This is a genomic window from Ramlibacter aurantiacus, from assembly GCF_016722895.1.
In the GTDB taxonomy this organism is placed as follows: Bacteria; Pseudomonadota; Gammaproteobacteria; order Burkholderiales; family Burkholderiaceae_C; genus Ramlibacter; species Ramlibacter aurantiacus.
The window spans coordinates 504806-519163 of sequence record NZ_JAEQNA010000001.1; the positions used below are offsets into that span (position 1 = coordinate 504806).

A 14358-nucleotide genomic window follows, 5' to 3' on the forward strand; every position below is an offset into this window, starting at 1 on the left:
GGAAGTTGCGCCACGAACCAATCCACGGTGGCACCATGGGCCCGCATGACGAATCCGCAAGATAGGCCCAGGCTGAACGAGTGGTTCGTGCCCGCGTTCGGCCCGCCGCGCTTCCGGGCGGCGGTGGGCCTGCTCTTCCTGCCCTACACCGGCATGGTGATCGCCTTCACCGCCATCGGCTCGGTGCTGGCGCACGACCTTCGCTGGGACCGGGTGGCGGCCATCGGACTGATCCATTTCCTGGCTCTGGGGATCGGCGCGCATGCGCTCGACGCCCTGGGCAGCCGCGGCACGCGGCCCTGGGGCGCGGCCTTCACGCCCCGCCAGCTCTGGCTGCTGGCGGCCAGCTCGGTGCTGGCCGCTTATGGCATCGGCGCCTGGTACATGCTGCAAGACGCGCCACTGCTGTGGTGGATCGCCATTGCCGAGGGCTTCTTCCTGCTGGCCTACAACCTCGAATGGTTCGGCGGCCGCTTCCACACCGATGGCTGGTTCGCCCTCTCCTGGGGCGGCTTGCCGGTGCTGGCCGGCTACGTCCTGCAGACCAACACCCTCTCCATCGCCGCGCTGCTGGTCGCCACCGCCATGGCCTTGCTGAGCCTGGTGGAGATCAAGGCCTCGCGGCCGTACAAGGCGCTGCGGCGCGCTGCGGCCGACGAGCCGTTGGGTGACGCGCAACGCGCCCACATGCAGCAACTCGAGGCGATCCTCAAATCGCTGAGCGCTGGCGTCATGCTGCTGGCCCTGGGCCTGCTGGCCTGGCGCTGGTTCGGTGGCTCATGAGACCGGCCTCCTTGTCCTTCGCCCGTTACTGGGCCATCACGCGCCTGCGGCTCGATGCCGAGTTCAACCAACGGCTCGGCGCTTTCTTCGACCCGCTGCCCGAGCGCGAGCTGGGCGCCGTGCGCGAGGTGCTGTCCGGCGGCAAACGACTTCGCGCCACTCTCGCCTGCCTGGTCAACGAGTCCCTCGGCGGGGCGCCCGAGGCGGCCATCCCGCGGGCCTTGGCCATCGAGTGCGTGCAGGCCGCGTCGCTGGTGCACGACGACTGGGTCGACGGTGACACCTTGCGCCGCGACCGCCCCGCCACCTGGACACGGCACGGGCCGCGCCGGGCGGTGCTGCTGGGAGACCTGATGTTCGCCACGGCCCTGCGACGCATGGCGCAGCTCGGCCGCGACGATGTGCTGGTGCTGGCCGAGGCCATCGCCGCCATGGCAGCGGGCGCGTCGCAGGAGCCGCTGGCGGGCGACGACCCCGCGACCGCAGAGCGCGCCCCGCTGCCCACGCTCTACCCACGGCTCATCCACCTCAAGACCGGCGTGCTGTTCGGCGCCGCGGCCCGCCTGGGCGCGCAAGCTGCCGGCGCTGTGGCATCCACGTGCGAGGCCGCGTGCGCCTATGGCGCGCGGGCCGGCCAGGCGTACCAGCTGGCCGACGATCTGCGGGATCTGCTCGGCTCGGCCGAAGACCCCGCCCTGCCGCCGGCACCCGGGCCGCTGCTCGCCCCCGCACTCGCGCACTTCTGCGGCCATGGCGGCCCGGCCGATGCAGCCATGCTCGCGTGTTTGCGCGACGCCATGCAGGCGAATCTTGAATTGCGCCTGAGGCAGGCCGAAGCGGCGGCGGACCGCCTGCCAGCCCGAGGCCAGCACCAGCAACTGCTGAAGTGCGCGCCGCGCGAGATCGTGGGCCTCATGCGGGACGGCGCGCCGGCGGAATGAAAGACACCCGTGACTGCAGGCCCGACGAGATTCGCCGGCACAAAAAAGAAGGGAGCCTGAGCTCCCTTCCTGCGTGAGGCGTCACCTCCCATGCCAGGAGCGTTTGCCGTTCACGGACGCACGGCGATCTCGTTGCGCACTGAACGCACGCCGCTCACGCCGCGGGCGATGGTCTCGGCGGTCGTCTTCTCGGCGCCGTTCTTCGCGAATCCCGAGAGCATCACGGTGCCTTTGAGCGTCTCGACACGGATGCTGCTCGCGTCAACGGCCTTGTTCTCCACGAAGCGGGCCTTTACCGAGGTGGTGATGGCCGTGTCGTCGATGTAGGCCCCCACGCTTTCCTGCCCGCGCGTGACGGCGCAGCCGGTCAAGGTGATGACGGTGGTGGCCAGGATCGCGGCGATGCTTTTTGTGATGTTCATGTGTTCTTTCAGCGGGTCGAAGGTGATGCGGCGCGCGGCTCGCCGCGGCGGTTGACGGTGATGGTCTGCCCAGGCGCCTGGGCCATCTGCACGCGGTGTTCGGTGCCTTCGTGGTTGTAGGTCACGTCCCAGTAAGCAGGCGTGGCCTGCGCCGCGTTGTTGTCGCAGCGGCGCACGTCCTGGGTCACGGGGACGACCTGGGCCTGTTGCACCGGCTGGCTGTTGCGACCGTACTGGGCGCCCAGCGCTGCACCGCCGACGGCCCCGCCGACGGTCGCGATCTTCTGGCCGCTGCCGCCGCCCACCTGGTGACCCAGAATGCCACCGATGATGGCGCCGATGGCGGCGCCCGGGATGTTCAGCCCCGCCTGCTGCTGCTCCACCTGCGGCTGCTGCGCGACCTGCTCGCGCTCGATCCAGCAGCGTTGTGCCAGCGTGCCGCCCACGGCGCGCACCGATGTGACCGGGGCATCGAACAGGCGTTCGTCCCTGCGACGGCGGTAATCCTGCGCCACGATGGGCAGGGGCGCGTAGTCCTTCTCGGCCACGTGTTCGTTATTGCGCAGGGGCCGCACCGAGGAGATTCGATCGTCCAGGCCCATGGCCGACAGTGACGGGTACTGGCCGGGGCGCAGCACCACGCAGCGGCCACGCATGTTCACGTCGTCGCATGCCTCCCAGCGCTGACCGACCACCACCACCGAGGAGGCGCGGTCGTTGAAGCCGGCACGCTCGAAATTCACCAGGCGCTGCTGCGAGGTGAACGAGCGGCCCTGGAAGTTTTCTTTCTCGTGAAAGGTGACCTGTGCCGACGCCTGGGCCGCGCAGGCCAGCACGGAGACAGCGAACAGGGTTTTGGCAAGTGATTTCATGGATGACCTCTTTCAGCGCTGAAGGTAGGCCAGCAGCAGGCTTGCGTCTGTCCGGCAGCGTACGGTCGCGCTTCAGTTGCCGCTCGAACGTATGGCCCGTCGTGGCGCAGCAACGGATCACGCTGCCTCATCAGCAACCTGCCTTATCCGTACGGAGCCGGACAGACGAGCTGGCGCCGGGCCTTCACTGTCGAGCCATCGACCACGTGATGGACCCCGAGCGAGCCATGATCCACAGCCTTCCCTTGCCCGCCCGATTGCAGCGGAGGTGGCTCCCGCGTCGGCTGCGGCGGCTCGCGGCGTGGGTCGTGCTGTGTGGCCTGGCCAGCGGATGCAGCAGCTTGCCGACCCAGCAGCCGCGCACGGCATCACATGCGTTCCAGGCGACCGAGCACACGGCGCTGGGGCGCCTGGCACAGTCACGCCGTGTGGTAGCCGGCACCCGCAGCGACTCCGGCTTTCGGCTACTGGACAGCGCCGACAGTGCCTTCACCAGCCGGGTGGCACTGGCCCAAGCGGCCCAGAAAAGTCTCGACCTGCAGTACTACGCCATCCATGCCGATGCCAGCACCGAGGTGCTTTTGCAGAGTGTGCGAGACGCAGCGCGCCGCGGCGTACGGGTGCGCATCCTGCTTGACGACTTCAACACCGTGGGTGACGACGCCCAGGTGCTGCGCCTGGCCTTCGAGCCGGGCATCGAGATGCGCCTGTTCAACCCGATGGCCGGACCCCGCGCCTCACTCGTGACACGCATCCTCGGCTCCCTGCATGACCTGGAGCGAATCCAGAAGCGAATGCACAACAAGCTGTTCATCGCGGACAACGCATGGGGAATCGCCGGCGGGCGCAACCTCGGCCAGGCCTACTTCGGCGCCGGCGAGAAAAGCAACTTCGTCGACCTGGACGTCCTGGCCGCCGGCCGCATCGTGCAGGACATGTCCGCCAGCTTCGATCGTTACTGGAACGACCCGTTGGCCTACCCGGTGCCCGACCTGCTCTCGCCAGCGGAGCTCGACCGCCTGCATGCAGACACCGGTGAACAGCCTGCAGAGCGCGCCGTGGGGGCCGAGGTGGCTGCGCCACCGCCTGCGGATCATGTGACCGGCATGGTGCTTCCCGGCGTGACGTCCGCCGAAGTTTCATTCGCGCAACGGCAGCCCATGGACCTGAAGGGCGTGCCGCTGTTGTGGGCGTCGTCGCTGCTGATCGCCGACCAGCCCGGCAAGATCGGCCCGGTTGACGACGAAGCCGACGCAGGCGAGACGGTGGTGGACGGACTGCTGAACCTGATGCAGCAAGCCACCCACGAGGTGCTGATGGTGTCGCCTTACTTCGTGCCTGGCATGCCGATGATGAAGGTGTTCTCCGACATGCGCGCGCGCGGCGTCCGCGTGCGCCTGCTGACCAACTCCCTGGCATCGAACGACGCGCCGGCCGCGCATGCCGGCTACCGACGCTACCGCGAAGATCTGCTTGCCCTGGGGGTCGAGGTGCACGAGATGCGGTCAGTGCCCCGGGCAGCCACCGGCCGCCACGACCGGCGCGTGCGGCCCCGGCTGGGCAGTGGGGTCGGCGGGTCCGAGGTCGGTGCGTCCCAATCCAGCCTGCACGCCAAGGCGGTCATCATCGATCGGCGCTTGACCGCCATCGGCTCTATGAACTTGGATCTTCGCTCCCAGCGCACGAACAGCGAGGTCGCATTGGTCATTCGCAGCAAAGCGCTTGCAGCCGAAGCGGCCCTGCTGATCGATGGCACGATCGCCAGCAGCGCCTACCGCGTCGAGCAGAACGCCTCGGGCGGGCTGCACTGGCGCGCGCCAATCGGCGCGGCGTTTCCCGACACCACGAGCGAGCCTGAAGCCCCTGCGATGCTCAGGCTGCTGGTGAACGTGCTGGCCCCCTTCTCCCCGGACGAGATGCTGTAGTGCGATGAAGCCGGCGTTTCCTGCCACCCGGATCGGCTTGCACTCGGCTCAGGTCGCCTCGATGTCCGGCAGCAGTCGGTCGTATTCCTGCTTGACCACCGAGTAGCACTCGCAAGTGCGGCGCTCCAGGCCGGCACGATCGAGCACCGTGATGCGCCCGCGCTCATAGCGGATCAGGCCATCCTTCTGCAGGTTGCCGGCAGCCTCGGTGACGCTGGCACGCCTTATGCCCAGGATGTTGGACAGCAGTTCCTGCGTCATCACGATCTCGCTTGCCAGCAGCCGGTCCAGCGTGAGCAGCAGCCAGCGGCAGAACTGTTGGTCGATGGCGTGGTGCCGGTTGCACACCGAGGTCTGCGCCATCTGCGTGATCAGCGCCTGGGTATACCGAAGCAGCAGGTGCAGCACCGGCCCGCCGCGGTCGAACTCATCCATCAACAGGTGGGCCTTGAGCCGGTAAGCCTGGCCCGCAGCCTGCACCACCGCCGCACTCGACGTCGACTGCCCGCCCATGAACAGCGAGATGCCCACCAGCCCCTCGTTGCCAACGACCGCGATCTCCGCCGACGCACCGTTCTCCATCACGTAAAGGAGCGACACGATCGCGGTCGTGGGGAAGTAGACGTGGGTGGTGTTGCGCCGAGGCTCGATCAAGACCGCGCCCAGCGGCAGATCGACGAGTTCAAGGAATGGGATCCAGCGGTCCCATTCAGCGGTCGCGAGTGCCGCGAGCAGCCAGTTGTCGCGAGGAACCGACGCCTTGCCCTGAGAGAACAACTTCATAGCCGGGCAGTGTACGCAACGTACGGTGGCGCGCAGACGCGCCTTTCCTGCTGACTTACCGTGCGGACGAGCCATGCGCCTGATCCACCTTCGACCTTCCTGCGAAAGACAACCATGACCCCTTCCATCCACCGCCTGCGGCCCTTCGTCGCGGCACTGTTCCTGGGAACGCTTGCCGCCTGCGGCGGCGGCCAGGACCGCATCCTGGGCTTCGACAGCTCTGCGCCCGCGGCGCCCGCGACGACGACAACGCCCATCCCGCCGCAGGCCCCCCTGCCCGATGGGCGCATCCCCCCGCAGGTCCCACCGCAGATCGCGGCCCCGGCGCCTGGCAGCGTCGCTGTCCCTCTGGGCCTGGCGACCACCTTCGGCGCGTTCGGCGGCTCGGCCGGCGTCACCAACCAGGGGATCAACACGGTGGTGAATGCCGACGTGGGCACCACCGGCGCATCCACACTCATCACCGGCTTCCACGATGGGCTGCCACCGAACAACTGCGTCTACACCGAGACGCCCCTGAACATCGGAACCCTGACCGGCCTGAACCGGGTGTACACGGCCGCGCCCCCGCCCACCGCGAGTGGCGCCGGCTGCGCCGGCGGCACAGCCATCACGTTCGAGATCGCCACCCGCGCGCGCGCCGACGCACTCGTTGCGTACAACGAACTCGTTGCCAAGCCCCTCGGCCCTGATCCTGGCGCCGGCAACCTGGCCAACTTGACGCTCGCTCCCGGCGTCTACACCGCGGCGGCCGGCACTTTCCGCATTCAGGGCGGCGACCTCACCCTCGATGCGCAGGGCGACGCCAACGCCGTGTGGGTGTTCCAGATGGCGACCTCGCTCACCGTGGGCGGCCCCGGGGCGGCAGCGCCGGCGAGCATCATCCTCACCAACGGCGCGCAGGCGAAGAACGTGTACTGGCAGGTCGGCAGCGCCGCCATCATCAACGCAGCGGGGGGCGGCACCTTCAACGGCACGCTGATCTCGCAGGCCGGCGCCGCGATCTCCACGTCCGGCAACACCAACCTCGTGACCATCAACGGCCGCGTGCTTTCGCTCAACGCCTCCGTCACGATGGTCAACACCGTCATCACCCTGCCGTGATCCGGCGACCACATACCCCGAGGACCTCCATGAAATTCACAGCAACACCGGCGATGCTCGCCATCGCGGCGCTGGCCGCCATGGCGGCCCCTGCCGCTCAGGCCCAGGACACCGGCTGGTACGCCGGCGGCAACGTGGGCCGCGCCGGCGCGACCATCGACGACGACCGCATCCGCGCCGGCCTGGCCGGGCAGGGGCTGGTCACCAACGCCCTCGCCAACCGCGAGCACGACACCGGCTACAAGGTATTCGGCGGGTACCAGTTGAACCGCAACTTCGCCATCGAAGGCGGCTACTTCGATCTGGGCGAGTTCGGCTACACGGCCCGCACCACCCCGGCCGGCACCCTCACCGGCGACATGTCCGCTCGAGGGCTCAACCTGGACGTGGTCGGCACCCTGCCGCTGTCCGAGCGCTTCTCGGTGCTGGGGCGCGTGGGCGTCACCTCGATGCGCACGGAAGGCAGCTTCAGCGCCACCGGCGCCGCGCGTGTTCCGTACGCCAGTGCCAACTCGAGCCAGACGTCCGTCAACGCGAAATGGGGCGTCGGCGTGGCCTATGCCTTCACCGAGTCGCTGTCGATGCGCCTGGAAGCCGAGCGCTATCGTCTGAAGGACTCGGTGGGCAACCGCGGCGACGTGGACATGGTGTCGGTGGGCCTGGTGTACCGCTTCGGGCAATCGTCGCCGGCAACCCGCACCGTGGCTGCGGCGCCGGTGCCTGCTCCGGTGCCTGCGCCGCAGCCCGTCCAGGTGACACCGCCGGCGCCTGCCCCGGCGCCGGCCCCGCCTCCTGCCCTGGCGCCTGCCCCCGCGCCCGCGGTCGCCGCGGCGCCCGTGGTGCTGACCCGCGTCAATCTGTCGGCTGACTCGCTGTTCGACTTCGACAGCACCGTCGTCAAGCCTGCGGGCCGAACCGCCCTCGACAAGCTGGTCGCGGATCTGCGCGGTGTGCGCTACGGCGCGGTCCGCGTCACGGGTCACACCGACAGGCTGGGCAGCGCCGACTACAACGCCCGACTGTCCGAGCGCCGTGCAGCCGCCGTGACCGATTACATGGTGCAGACGGGCGGCCTCGCTCGCGACAAGGTGGTGGCATCGGGCGCGGGTGAAACCATGCCGGTGACCGTTGCGGGCAACTGCCGCGGGGCTTCACCAACGGCTGCCCTGCGGGCCTGCCTGCAGCCGGACCGCCGGGTCGAGGTCGAAGTGCACGGCACGCGATAGTCGCGCCTGCGGCGGGCCGCTCGCCGGCCCGCCGCACTCACACACCCGTTCAGGCTGAGCGCTTCAACTGGCTTAGAACAGGCTTGTCGAAGCCTTGCCATCTGTTCGACAGGCCTGTCCTGAGCTGGTCGAAGGGCTCTCAACAAACAGCGGTCTCATGAAACAGCCCTCGCCCGGATCCACCTTCCCCGTTCTGGCTGAGCTCGTCGAAGCCCTTTATGGCGGACCACACCCCCCCCCGTTCTGGCTGAGCTCGTCGAAGCCCCGCTAACCCTTCGCCCCTTCGACAAGCTCAGGACAGGCAGGCTCAGGGCGAACGGATGGGTAGGGACTCAACTGCTTGCCCCCGGTAGCCTTCCGGCGCCTTGGCGGCGAATACATGCCTGTCCTGAGCTGGTCGAAGGGCTCAGGGCGAACGCCCGCAACGGCTGAAGCGCACGCCGCGCGAGATCGGGGGCCTCAAGCGGGCCGGCGTGCCGTGACGATGGCCGACCCATACAGGGTCAGGTCTTGCCGACGGCAGTCGATGAAGCCGCGCTCACGCAGCGCCGCCGGCAGCTCCTCGGTCCAGCGGGTGCTCTCGATCAAGCGCGGCAGCTCCTGATAAATCGTCCGCCACGGCGGAAACAGGGCGCCGCCCAGCCGCTGCAAAGTCCAGAAGTACAGCCGCCACAGCCGCACCAGATACGCCTTGGGCGGGTAGGTGAAGTCATGCATCAGAAACACGCCGCCCGGCACGAGCATGTCCCAGGCGTGATCCAGCAACCTCGGCAGGTCGGCGTACTTGGCCAGGTAGGAGGATGCGATGCAGTCGAACGGCTGCTCCGAGTGGTAGTCCTCGGCCCGACTCAGCACCAGGTCCACGCGCGCCGACAAGCCTTGCCGGCGCACCTTCTCGCGCGCAATGGCCAGGTACTCCTCGCGCAGCTCGACGCCCACCACCTGGCACGACGGCAGGTGCCGCGCGATGGCGAGCGTGGAAATGCCGGTGCCGCAGGCCAGGTCGGCCACCCGGCGCGCATGCGGCGGGATGAGTTGCACGATGCGGCGCTTCCAGAGGCGGTCGATGCCGAAGGTTGCGGCATGCACCATGAAGTCGTAGCTCGCGCCCGTGCCGTCGAAGAAGCGCTCGACCAGCACCAGCCGCGGATCATCGGTCTGCCGCGTCATTCGGCAGCCAGCTTCAGCTCACCGTCGAAACTCACCTGCAGCTGCAGGCCAGGAACGGCGAGCGTCATCGTCGCGGGCAGGGTTTCGCCGCCGGCGATGCGGCCCTTCTCCAGCGCGGCCGCCACCGCATGCTCGATCTCTCGCTGGGAGCTCACGCCCACCATCTTGAGGAACTTGCGCATGCTGAGGTTGAGAGCTTCCTCGTCCATGGTTGCCTCCATTCATCGGTATGCGGCCGATGATGCGCCCTCGGCGACGACCTGGCGATCAGCAACCGTTTCAGCTCAATCCCTGCGCGCGTAGCCGCCGCCGCCCAGTGCAACACTGGCCCGCTCGGTCGCTTCCAGCAGCGCCTTCACGTGCGGCCCGTTGCGGCTGGTGTCCAGCCGGCCGCGCGAATCCATCAGGCTGATCGAGAAGCGAATTTCGCCATGGACGTCCCACACCGGCGCCGCGACGGACACATACCCGCTGGGGTGGGCGCTGGTGACGGCGGCGTAGCGGTTGCGCTCGAGCTCGCGCACGGCCGAGTCGACGGCCGCCTGCACGCGCTCGTCCGCGTCGCGGCCGCCAGCCAGCTCCTTGCGCAACAGCGGCCGCGTCATGGCCGGTGGCAGGCAGGCCATGAACACCTTGCCGGCGGCGGTGGACGCCAGCGGAATCACCCCGGTGCGCAGCTCGAACGCGCCGCGGTGCTCGCCGTCCTGCTTGAACAGGCTGACCGGCCCGGCGTCCGACCAGCCCGCCAGCGCCGTGTTGCGTGCCGTCTCGTCGCGCAGCCGCGTCACCTCGGCACGCAACACGTCGTAGCCGTCGATCTGCTGCAGCACGCTCATGCCCAGTGACAGCAACGAGGCCCCGAGCCGGTAGTGGCCCGGCCGGTCATCGGTACGAGCCAGCCCGCAGCGCACCAGGCTCACCAGGTAGTTGTTCGCCGCACTGGGCGAGAGGCCCGCCTCGGCCGCGATCTCGCGCAGGGGCAAGGCACGCGGGGACTGCGCCATGGCGGTGAGCACGCGGTAGGCGATCTCCACCGACTGAATGCCCCGCCGCTCGCTAGCGGCGGGGTTTGCGTGATTGACAGGCAAGGGCGTACGCTCCAATATGAAATACAACATTATGGCAGCCGTTCAACCATATTGAAACACCTGAAAGGACCGAGCGCGTGATCATCGACACCCACCAGCACTTCTGGAACATCGACCAGCCCCGGGGCCACAACCCCGATGACTTCCGCCTGCTGGCGGCGGCCGAGGGTGTGACCGGCTGCGTGCTGCGCCTGAGCGAGAAGGAAGGCGCCCTCGCCCTGGCGGAGGTCGAGCCGCTGATCGTGGGCGTCTGTGGTGCCATCGAACGCGGCCCCGACTTCGCGGCCGAACTGGACAAGCTCTCGGCCAACCCGCTGTTCCGCGGCATCTGCTACATGGGTCGCGACATCGAGAAACCCGACCCTGCCCTGCTGCCCGACCTGGAGAACCTGGCCGCGCGCGACCGCCAGCTCGACCTGCTGCGGGTGTGCCCGGGCTTCTTCGGCGGGCCGGCCGCCATGCAGGCCCTCTACCGGGGCACGGCGCAGAGCTTCGAGAGCACGCTGAACATCGCCCGCAGCCTGCCGCAACTGCGTGTGGTGGTCGAGCACATCGGCGGCATGGCCATCGACGGCCAGCCTGTCACGCCGGAGTGGCAGGAAATGTTCAAGCGCATGGCCGCCCTGCCCAACATCTGGATCAAGGTCTCGGGCCTCATGGGCCGCGACACCACGCGCCGCCCGGGCGAACGCGCCACCGAGGCCTACAGCTTCTACCAGCCCACGCTCGATGCGCTGTGGAACACCTTCGGCGAGGACCGCCTGTTCTACGGCAGCGACTGGCCGGTGTGCCAGCACGTGGGCGATGACATCGCGCGCGGCATCCGCATCGTTCGGCGCTTCTTCTCGGACAAGGGCGAGAACGCCAGCCGCAAGTTCTTCTGGAAGAACTCGAAGGACATCTACAAGTGGGAGCCGCGCCTGCCCTCCCAGCGCCCCGCCCAATGGTGAACCGATCGAGTACAGGAGTCCCCATGTCCGAAGACAAGGAACAACGCTTCCAGGCCTACGTGGAGAACGCAAAGAAGGAGCGCGGCTACCTGCCCGCCTCCATGGTCTATGCCGCGCGCCACGACATCGATTTCATCGAGGCGTACGACCGCATCTACGCCACCACGCTGAACGATGGCCAGGAGTTCCCGGCCAAGTACCGCGAGCTGGTCTGCGCCGGCGTGCTGGCCTTCCGCGGCTTCGATGCTGCGGTGCTCGAACACGTGCGCCGCGCCATCCGCCTGGGCGCCACCAGGCGCGAGGTGCTGGACGCGTTCGAATCCACGCTCATCCCGGGCGGCTGGCCCACCGTGAGTGCCGGCCTGCGCGCCCTGCTCAAGATCGAGGAAGAGGAACAGGCGCAGCAAGGCAAGGGAGCGGCCTGACATGCCGCAGGACAGCTTCGAGTACCTCTGGCGCCGGGTGAAGCCGCCCGAGGCGCTGCCCAAGACGGCGCCCTTCGGCTACCGCAAGAGCCTGGAAGACGGCATGGCCATCGAGCGCGACGTGGCCGTGGCCATGCGTGACGGCGTGCGCATCTACATCGACCTGTTCCGGCCCGAGGGCGTCGCGTCCGACCTGCCCGTGCTCATTGCCTGGGGCCCGTACGGCAAGCACAACCCGCGCGGCGTGTACGAGCGTTTCCACAACAACGCCAGCGTCAAGCCCGAGTGGATCTCGCGCCACTGCGGCTTCGAGTCGCCCGATCCGCTGTACTGGTGCCGGCATGGCTACGCGGTCATCTATGCCGACCCTCGCGGCACCTGGAACTCCGAAGGCAAGGCCACCTTCTGGTCCAGCGACGAGGCGCGCGATTTCCACGACCTGATCGAGTGGGCCGGCATCCAGCCCTGGAGCAATGGCAAGGTGGGCCTGGCGGGCGTGTCGTACTTCGCCATCATGCAGTGGCAGGTGGCCGCTCTGCGGCCGGCGCACCTGGCCGCGATCAACCCCTGGGAGGGCTACAGCGATTCGTACCGCGAGCGCCTGAAGCACGGCGGCATCCCCGAGACGCTGTTCGGGCCGCAGTGGCTGGACCGATCCATCTATGCCCGTGGAGAGGTCGAGGACGTGAACGCCATGATCGAGCAGCACCCCTTCTTCGATGCGTACTGGAAGACCAAGGCGCCCGACCTCTCGCGCATCGAAGTGCCGGCCTACGTGGTGGCGAGCTGGTCCGACCAGGGGCTGCACACCCGCGGCACGCTGGAGGGCTTCAAGCAGATGTCCTCGCGGCAGAAATGGCTGGAGGTGCACGGCCGCTACAAGTGGGAGTACTTCCACCACCCCGACAACGTGGAGAAGCAGCGCGCCTTCTTCGACCACTTCCTCAAGGGCAGCAGCGACGAGGTGCTGCAATGGCCGCGCGTGAATATCGAGGTGCGCGAGGCCCACTACCAGGGACGCATGCGGGCGGAGACCGAATGGCCGCTGGCCCGCACCCGGTACACCCGGCTGTACCTGGACGGCGCCTCCGGCACCCTGCAGGACACGGCGCCCGCGCAGGAAGCCGAAGCACGTTACGACGCGCGCCAGGGCCGCAGCACCTTCGACCACCGCTTCACGCAGGACACCGAGCTCACCGGCCACATGAAGCTGCGCCTGTGGGTCGAGACCACCGAAGGCCACGACATGGACCTGCTGGTCGCGGTGCAAAAGCTCGACGCGCAGGGCCGCGAGGTGCCCTTCGCCTTCTTCTCGGTCTACGACAACGGACCGGTCGCCCTGGGCTGGCTGCGCGTCTCGCACCGCGAACAGGACCCGCGGCGCAGCACCGAGTGGCAGCCCTGGCTGCTCCATGAGCGCGAGTTGCCGCTGCAGCCCGGCGAGTGCGTCCCGGTCGACATCGAGATCTGGGCCTCCAGCACCTTGTTTCGCGCCGGCGAAAGCCTGCGCGTGGTGGTGCAGGGCCACGACTATTTCGAGCTCACGCCCAAGGGGCCGATGCTCGGGCACAACGACCTGCGCAACGAGGGCACCCACATCCTGCGCACCGGGGGCCGGTACGACGCCCACCTGCTGATGCCGGTGATCCCACCCACCACCGAGAAGACACCATGACGCTCATCACCCGCCGCACACTCCTCGGGCTGGCCGCCGCGGCCTGTGCCCCGGTCGCCCTGGCGCAGCCCGCCGCGAACCCGGCGGCCTGGCCCGAACGGCCGATCAAGCTGATCGTCCCGCTGCCGCCCGGCGGCGCCTACGACTACATCGGCCGCCTGATGGCCGACCACCTGCGCACTTCGCTCAACGGCACCGTGGTGGTAGAGAACAAATTCGGCGCCGGCGCCCGCATCGGCACTGAGTTCGTCGCGCGCGCGCCTGCCGACGGCTACACCTTCCTGCTGATGGCCAGCACCCATGTCATCTTGCCGAGCATGGTTCAGAAGCTCCCCTACGATGCCATCCGCGACTTCGAGCCGGTGAGCCGCATCGTCGATTCGCCGATGGCGTTGGTGGTCAACCCGAACGTGCAGGCGCGCAGCGTCGCGGAACTCGTGGGCCTGTCCAAGGCCAAACCCGACTCGCTGGCTTACGGAAGCTCGGGCACCGGCTCGCCTTTCCACTTGGCCGGCGAGTTGCTCAAGCTGCGTGCCGGCGTCCTGGCCATCCACGTGCCCTACAAGGGCACGGGCCCGCTGATGAACGCGCTGCTGGCCAACGAGGTACCGATGGCCTTCGTGCCCATCGGTCCCTACCTGCCGCACCTGCGCTCGGGCAAGCTGCGCGCCGTTGCCGTGGTTTCGCGGGCGCCGTCCGAGCTGCTGCCGGGTGTGCCCACGCTCGGCAGCACGATACCGCTGCCCTCGGGCATGGAGTCGTGGGTCGGCATGGTCGCCCCGGCCGGAACGCCCCGGCCCATCGTCGAGCGCATGAGCGCCGAGCTTCGCAAGATCGTGACGGACCCGCAGCTCAAGTCCAGGCTGATGGACCAGGGCTACGAGCCGGTCGGCTCCACCCCGCAAGAGCTGGCGCAGGTCATGCGCGATGGCCTGGCCAGCTACGCCCGGCTGGTGCAGGACGCGAAGATCCAGCCGGAGTAGGCCCCGTCTGG

At 68.6% G+C, this 14358-nt stretch carries 15 protein-coding genes; 9 read left to right on the forward strand and 6 right to left on the reverse strand.

Annotation, left to right across the window (positions count from 1 at the left end; all coding sequences use genetic code 11):
• The first annotated feature begins 45 nt into the window (after window positions 1–45).
• Window positions 46–783: a UbiA prenyltransferase family protein gene (locus tag JI739_RS02370; protein WP_236589027.1), complete on the forward strand. Its 738-nt coding sequence runs from the start codon at window positions 46–48 to the stop codon at window positions 781–783.
• A gap of 11 nt (window positions 784–794) precedes the next feature.
• The gene (locus JI739_RS02375) at window positions 795–1724 is read left to right on the forward strand and encodes a polyprenyl synthetase family protein (protein ID WP_201682232.1); all 930 of its coding nucleotides are present in this window, start codon (window positions 795–797) and stop codon (window positions 1722–1724) included.
• Between the two features lie 110 nt (window positions 1725–1834).
• Here the strand turns inward: JI739_RS02375 and JI739_RS02380 are convergent, their stop codons facing one another.
• The gene (locus JI739_RS02380; RefSeq protein WP_201682233.1) at window positions 1835–2146 is read right to left on the reverse strand and encodes a BON domain-containing protein; all 312 of its coding nucleotides are present in this window, start codon (window positions 2144–2146) and stop codon (window positions 1835–1837) included.
• Between the two features lie 8 nt (window positions 2147–2154).
• The gene (locus JI739_RS02385; RefSeq protein WP_201682234.1) at window positions 2155–3018 is read right to left on the reverse strand and encodes a beta/gamma crystallin-related protein; all 864 of its coding nucleotides are present in this window, start codon (window positions 3016–3018) and stop codon (window positions 2155–2157) included.
• A gap of 341 nt (window positions 3019–3359) precedes the next feature.
• On the opposite strand from JI739_RS02385, the gene JI739_RS02390 reads away from it, so the two are divergent.
• Window positions 3360–4943, forward strand: a complete 1584-nt coding sequence (locus JI739_RS02390; RefSeq protein ID WP_236589028.1) for a phospholipase D family protein — start codon at window positions 3360–3362, stop codon at window positions 4941–4943.
• A 48-nt stretch (window positions 4944–4991) separates the two neighbouring features.
• On the opposite strand, the gene JI739_RS02395 is transcribed toward JI739_RS02390, so the two are convergent.
• Window positions 4992–5726 carry a Crp/Fnr family transcriptional regulator gene (locus JI739_RS02395; protein ID WP_201682235.1) on the reverse strand — a complete coding sequence of 245 codons (735 nt, stop codon included), beginning with the start codon at window positions 5724–5726 and terminating at the stop codon, window positions 4992–4994.
• 114 nt (window positions 5727–5840) lie between these two features.
• Here JI739_RS02395 and JI739_RS02400 point away from each other — a divergent pair, with 114 nt between their 5' ends.
• Window positions 5841–6830: an ice-binding family protein gene (locus JI739_RS02400; protein ID WP_201682236.1), complete on the forward strand. Its 990-nt coding sequence runs from the start codon at window positions 5841–5843 to the stop codon at window positions 6828–6830.
• Window positions 6831–6859: 29 nt separating this feature from the next.
• A complete protein-coding gene (locus JI739_RS02405) occupies window positions 6860–8056 on the forward strand; it encodes an outer membrane beta-barrel protein (protein ID WP_201682237.1) in 1197 nt (398 codons plus the stop codon).
• A 459-nt stretch (window positions 8057–8515) separates the two neighbouring features.
• Here JI739_RS02405 and JI739_RS02410 read toward each other — a convergent pair whose 3' ends face one another.
• The 3 genes from JI739_RS02410 to JI739_RS02420 form a co-directional block, all read right to left on the reverse strand.
• Complete coding sequence (locus tag JI739_RS02410) at window positions 8516–9226, reverse strand: class I SAM-dependent methyltransferase (RefSeq protein ID WP_201682238.1); 711 nt, start codon at window positions 9224–9226, stop codon at window positions 8516–8518.
• Window positions 9223–9435: a DUF6494 family protein gene (locus JI739_RS02415; RefSeq protein WP_201682239.1), complete on the reverse strand. Its 213-nt coding sequence runs from the start codon at window positions 9433–9435 to the stop codon at window positions 9223–9225. The genes JI739_RS02410 and JI739_RS02415 overlap by 4 nt, the downstream gene beginning before the upstream one ends.
• Before the next feature lie 75 nt (window positions 9436–9510).
• Window positions 9511–10314: an IclR family transcriptional regulator gene (locus tag JI739_RS02420; protein ID WP_201682240.1), complete on the reverse strand. Its 804-nt coding sequence runs from the start codon at window positions 10312–10314 to the stop codon at window positions 9511–9513.
• 77 nt (window positions 10315–10391) lie between these two features.
• Between JI739_RS02420 and JI739_RS02425 the strand changes: the two genes are divergently transcribed.
• From JI739_RS02425 to JI739_RS02440, 4 genes are read left to right on the forward strand one after another with little or no spacing between them, the layout of a single operon-like run.
• Window positions 10392–11264, forward strand: a complete 873-nt coding sequence (locus JI739_RS02425; RefSeq protein WP_201682241.1) for an amidohydrolase family protein — start codon at window positions 10392–10394, stop codon at window positions 11262–11264.
• Between the two features lie 23 nt (window positions 11265–11287).
• Complete coding sequence (locus JI739_RS02430) at window positions 11288–11689, forward strand: carboxymuconolactone decarboxylase family protein (protein WP_201682242.1); 402 nt, start codon at window positions 11288–11290, stop codon at window positions 11687–11689.
• 1 nt (window position 11690) lies between these two features.
• On the forward strand, window positions 11691–13364 hold the full coding sequence (locus tag JI739_RS02435; protein ID WP_201682243.1) for a CocE/NonD family hydrolase: 1674 nt from the start codon (window positions 11691–11693) through the stop codon (window positions 13362–13364).
• The gene (locus tag JI739_RS02440) at window positions 13361–14347 is read left to right on the forward strand and encodes a tripartite tricarboxylate transporter substrate binding protein (protein ID WP_201682244.1); all 987 of its coding nucleotides are present in this window, start codon (window positions 13361–13363) and stop codon (window positions 14345–14347) included. Before JI739_RS02435 ends, JI739_RS02440 begins: the two co-directional genes overlap by 4 nt.
• Window positions 14348–14358 lie beyond the last annotated feature (11 nt).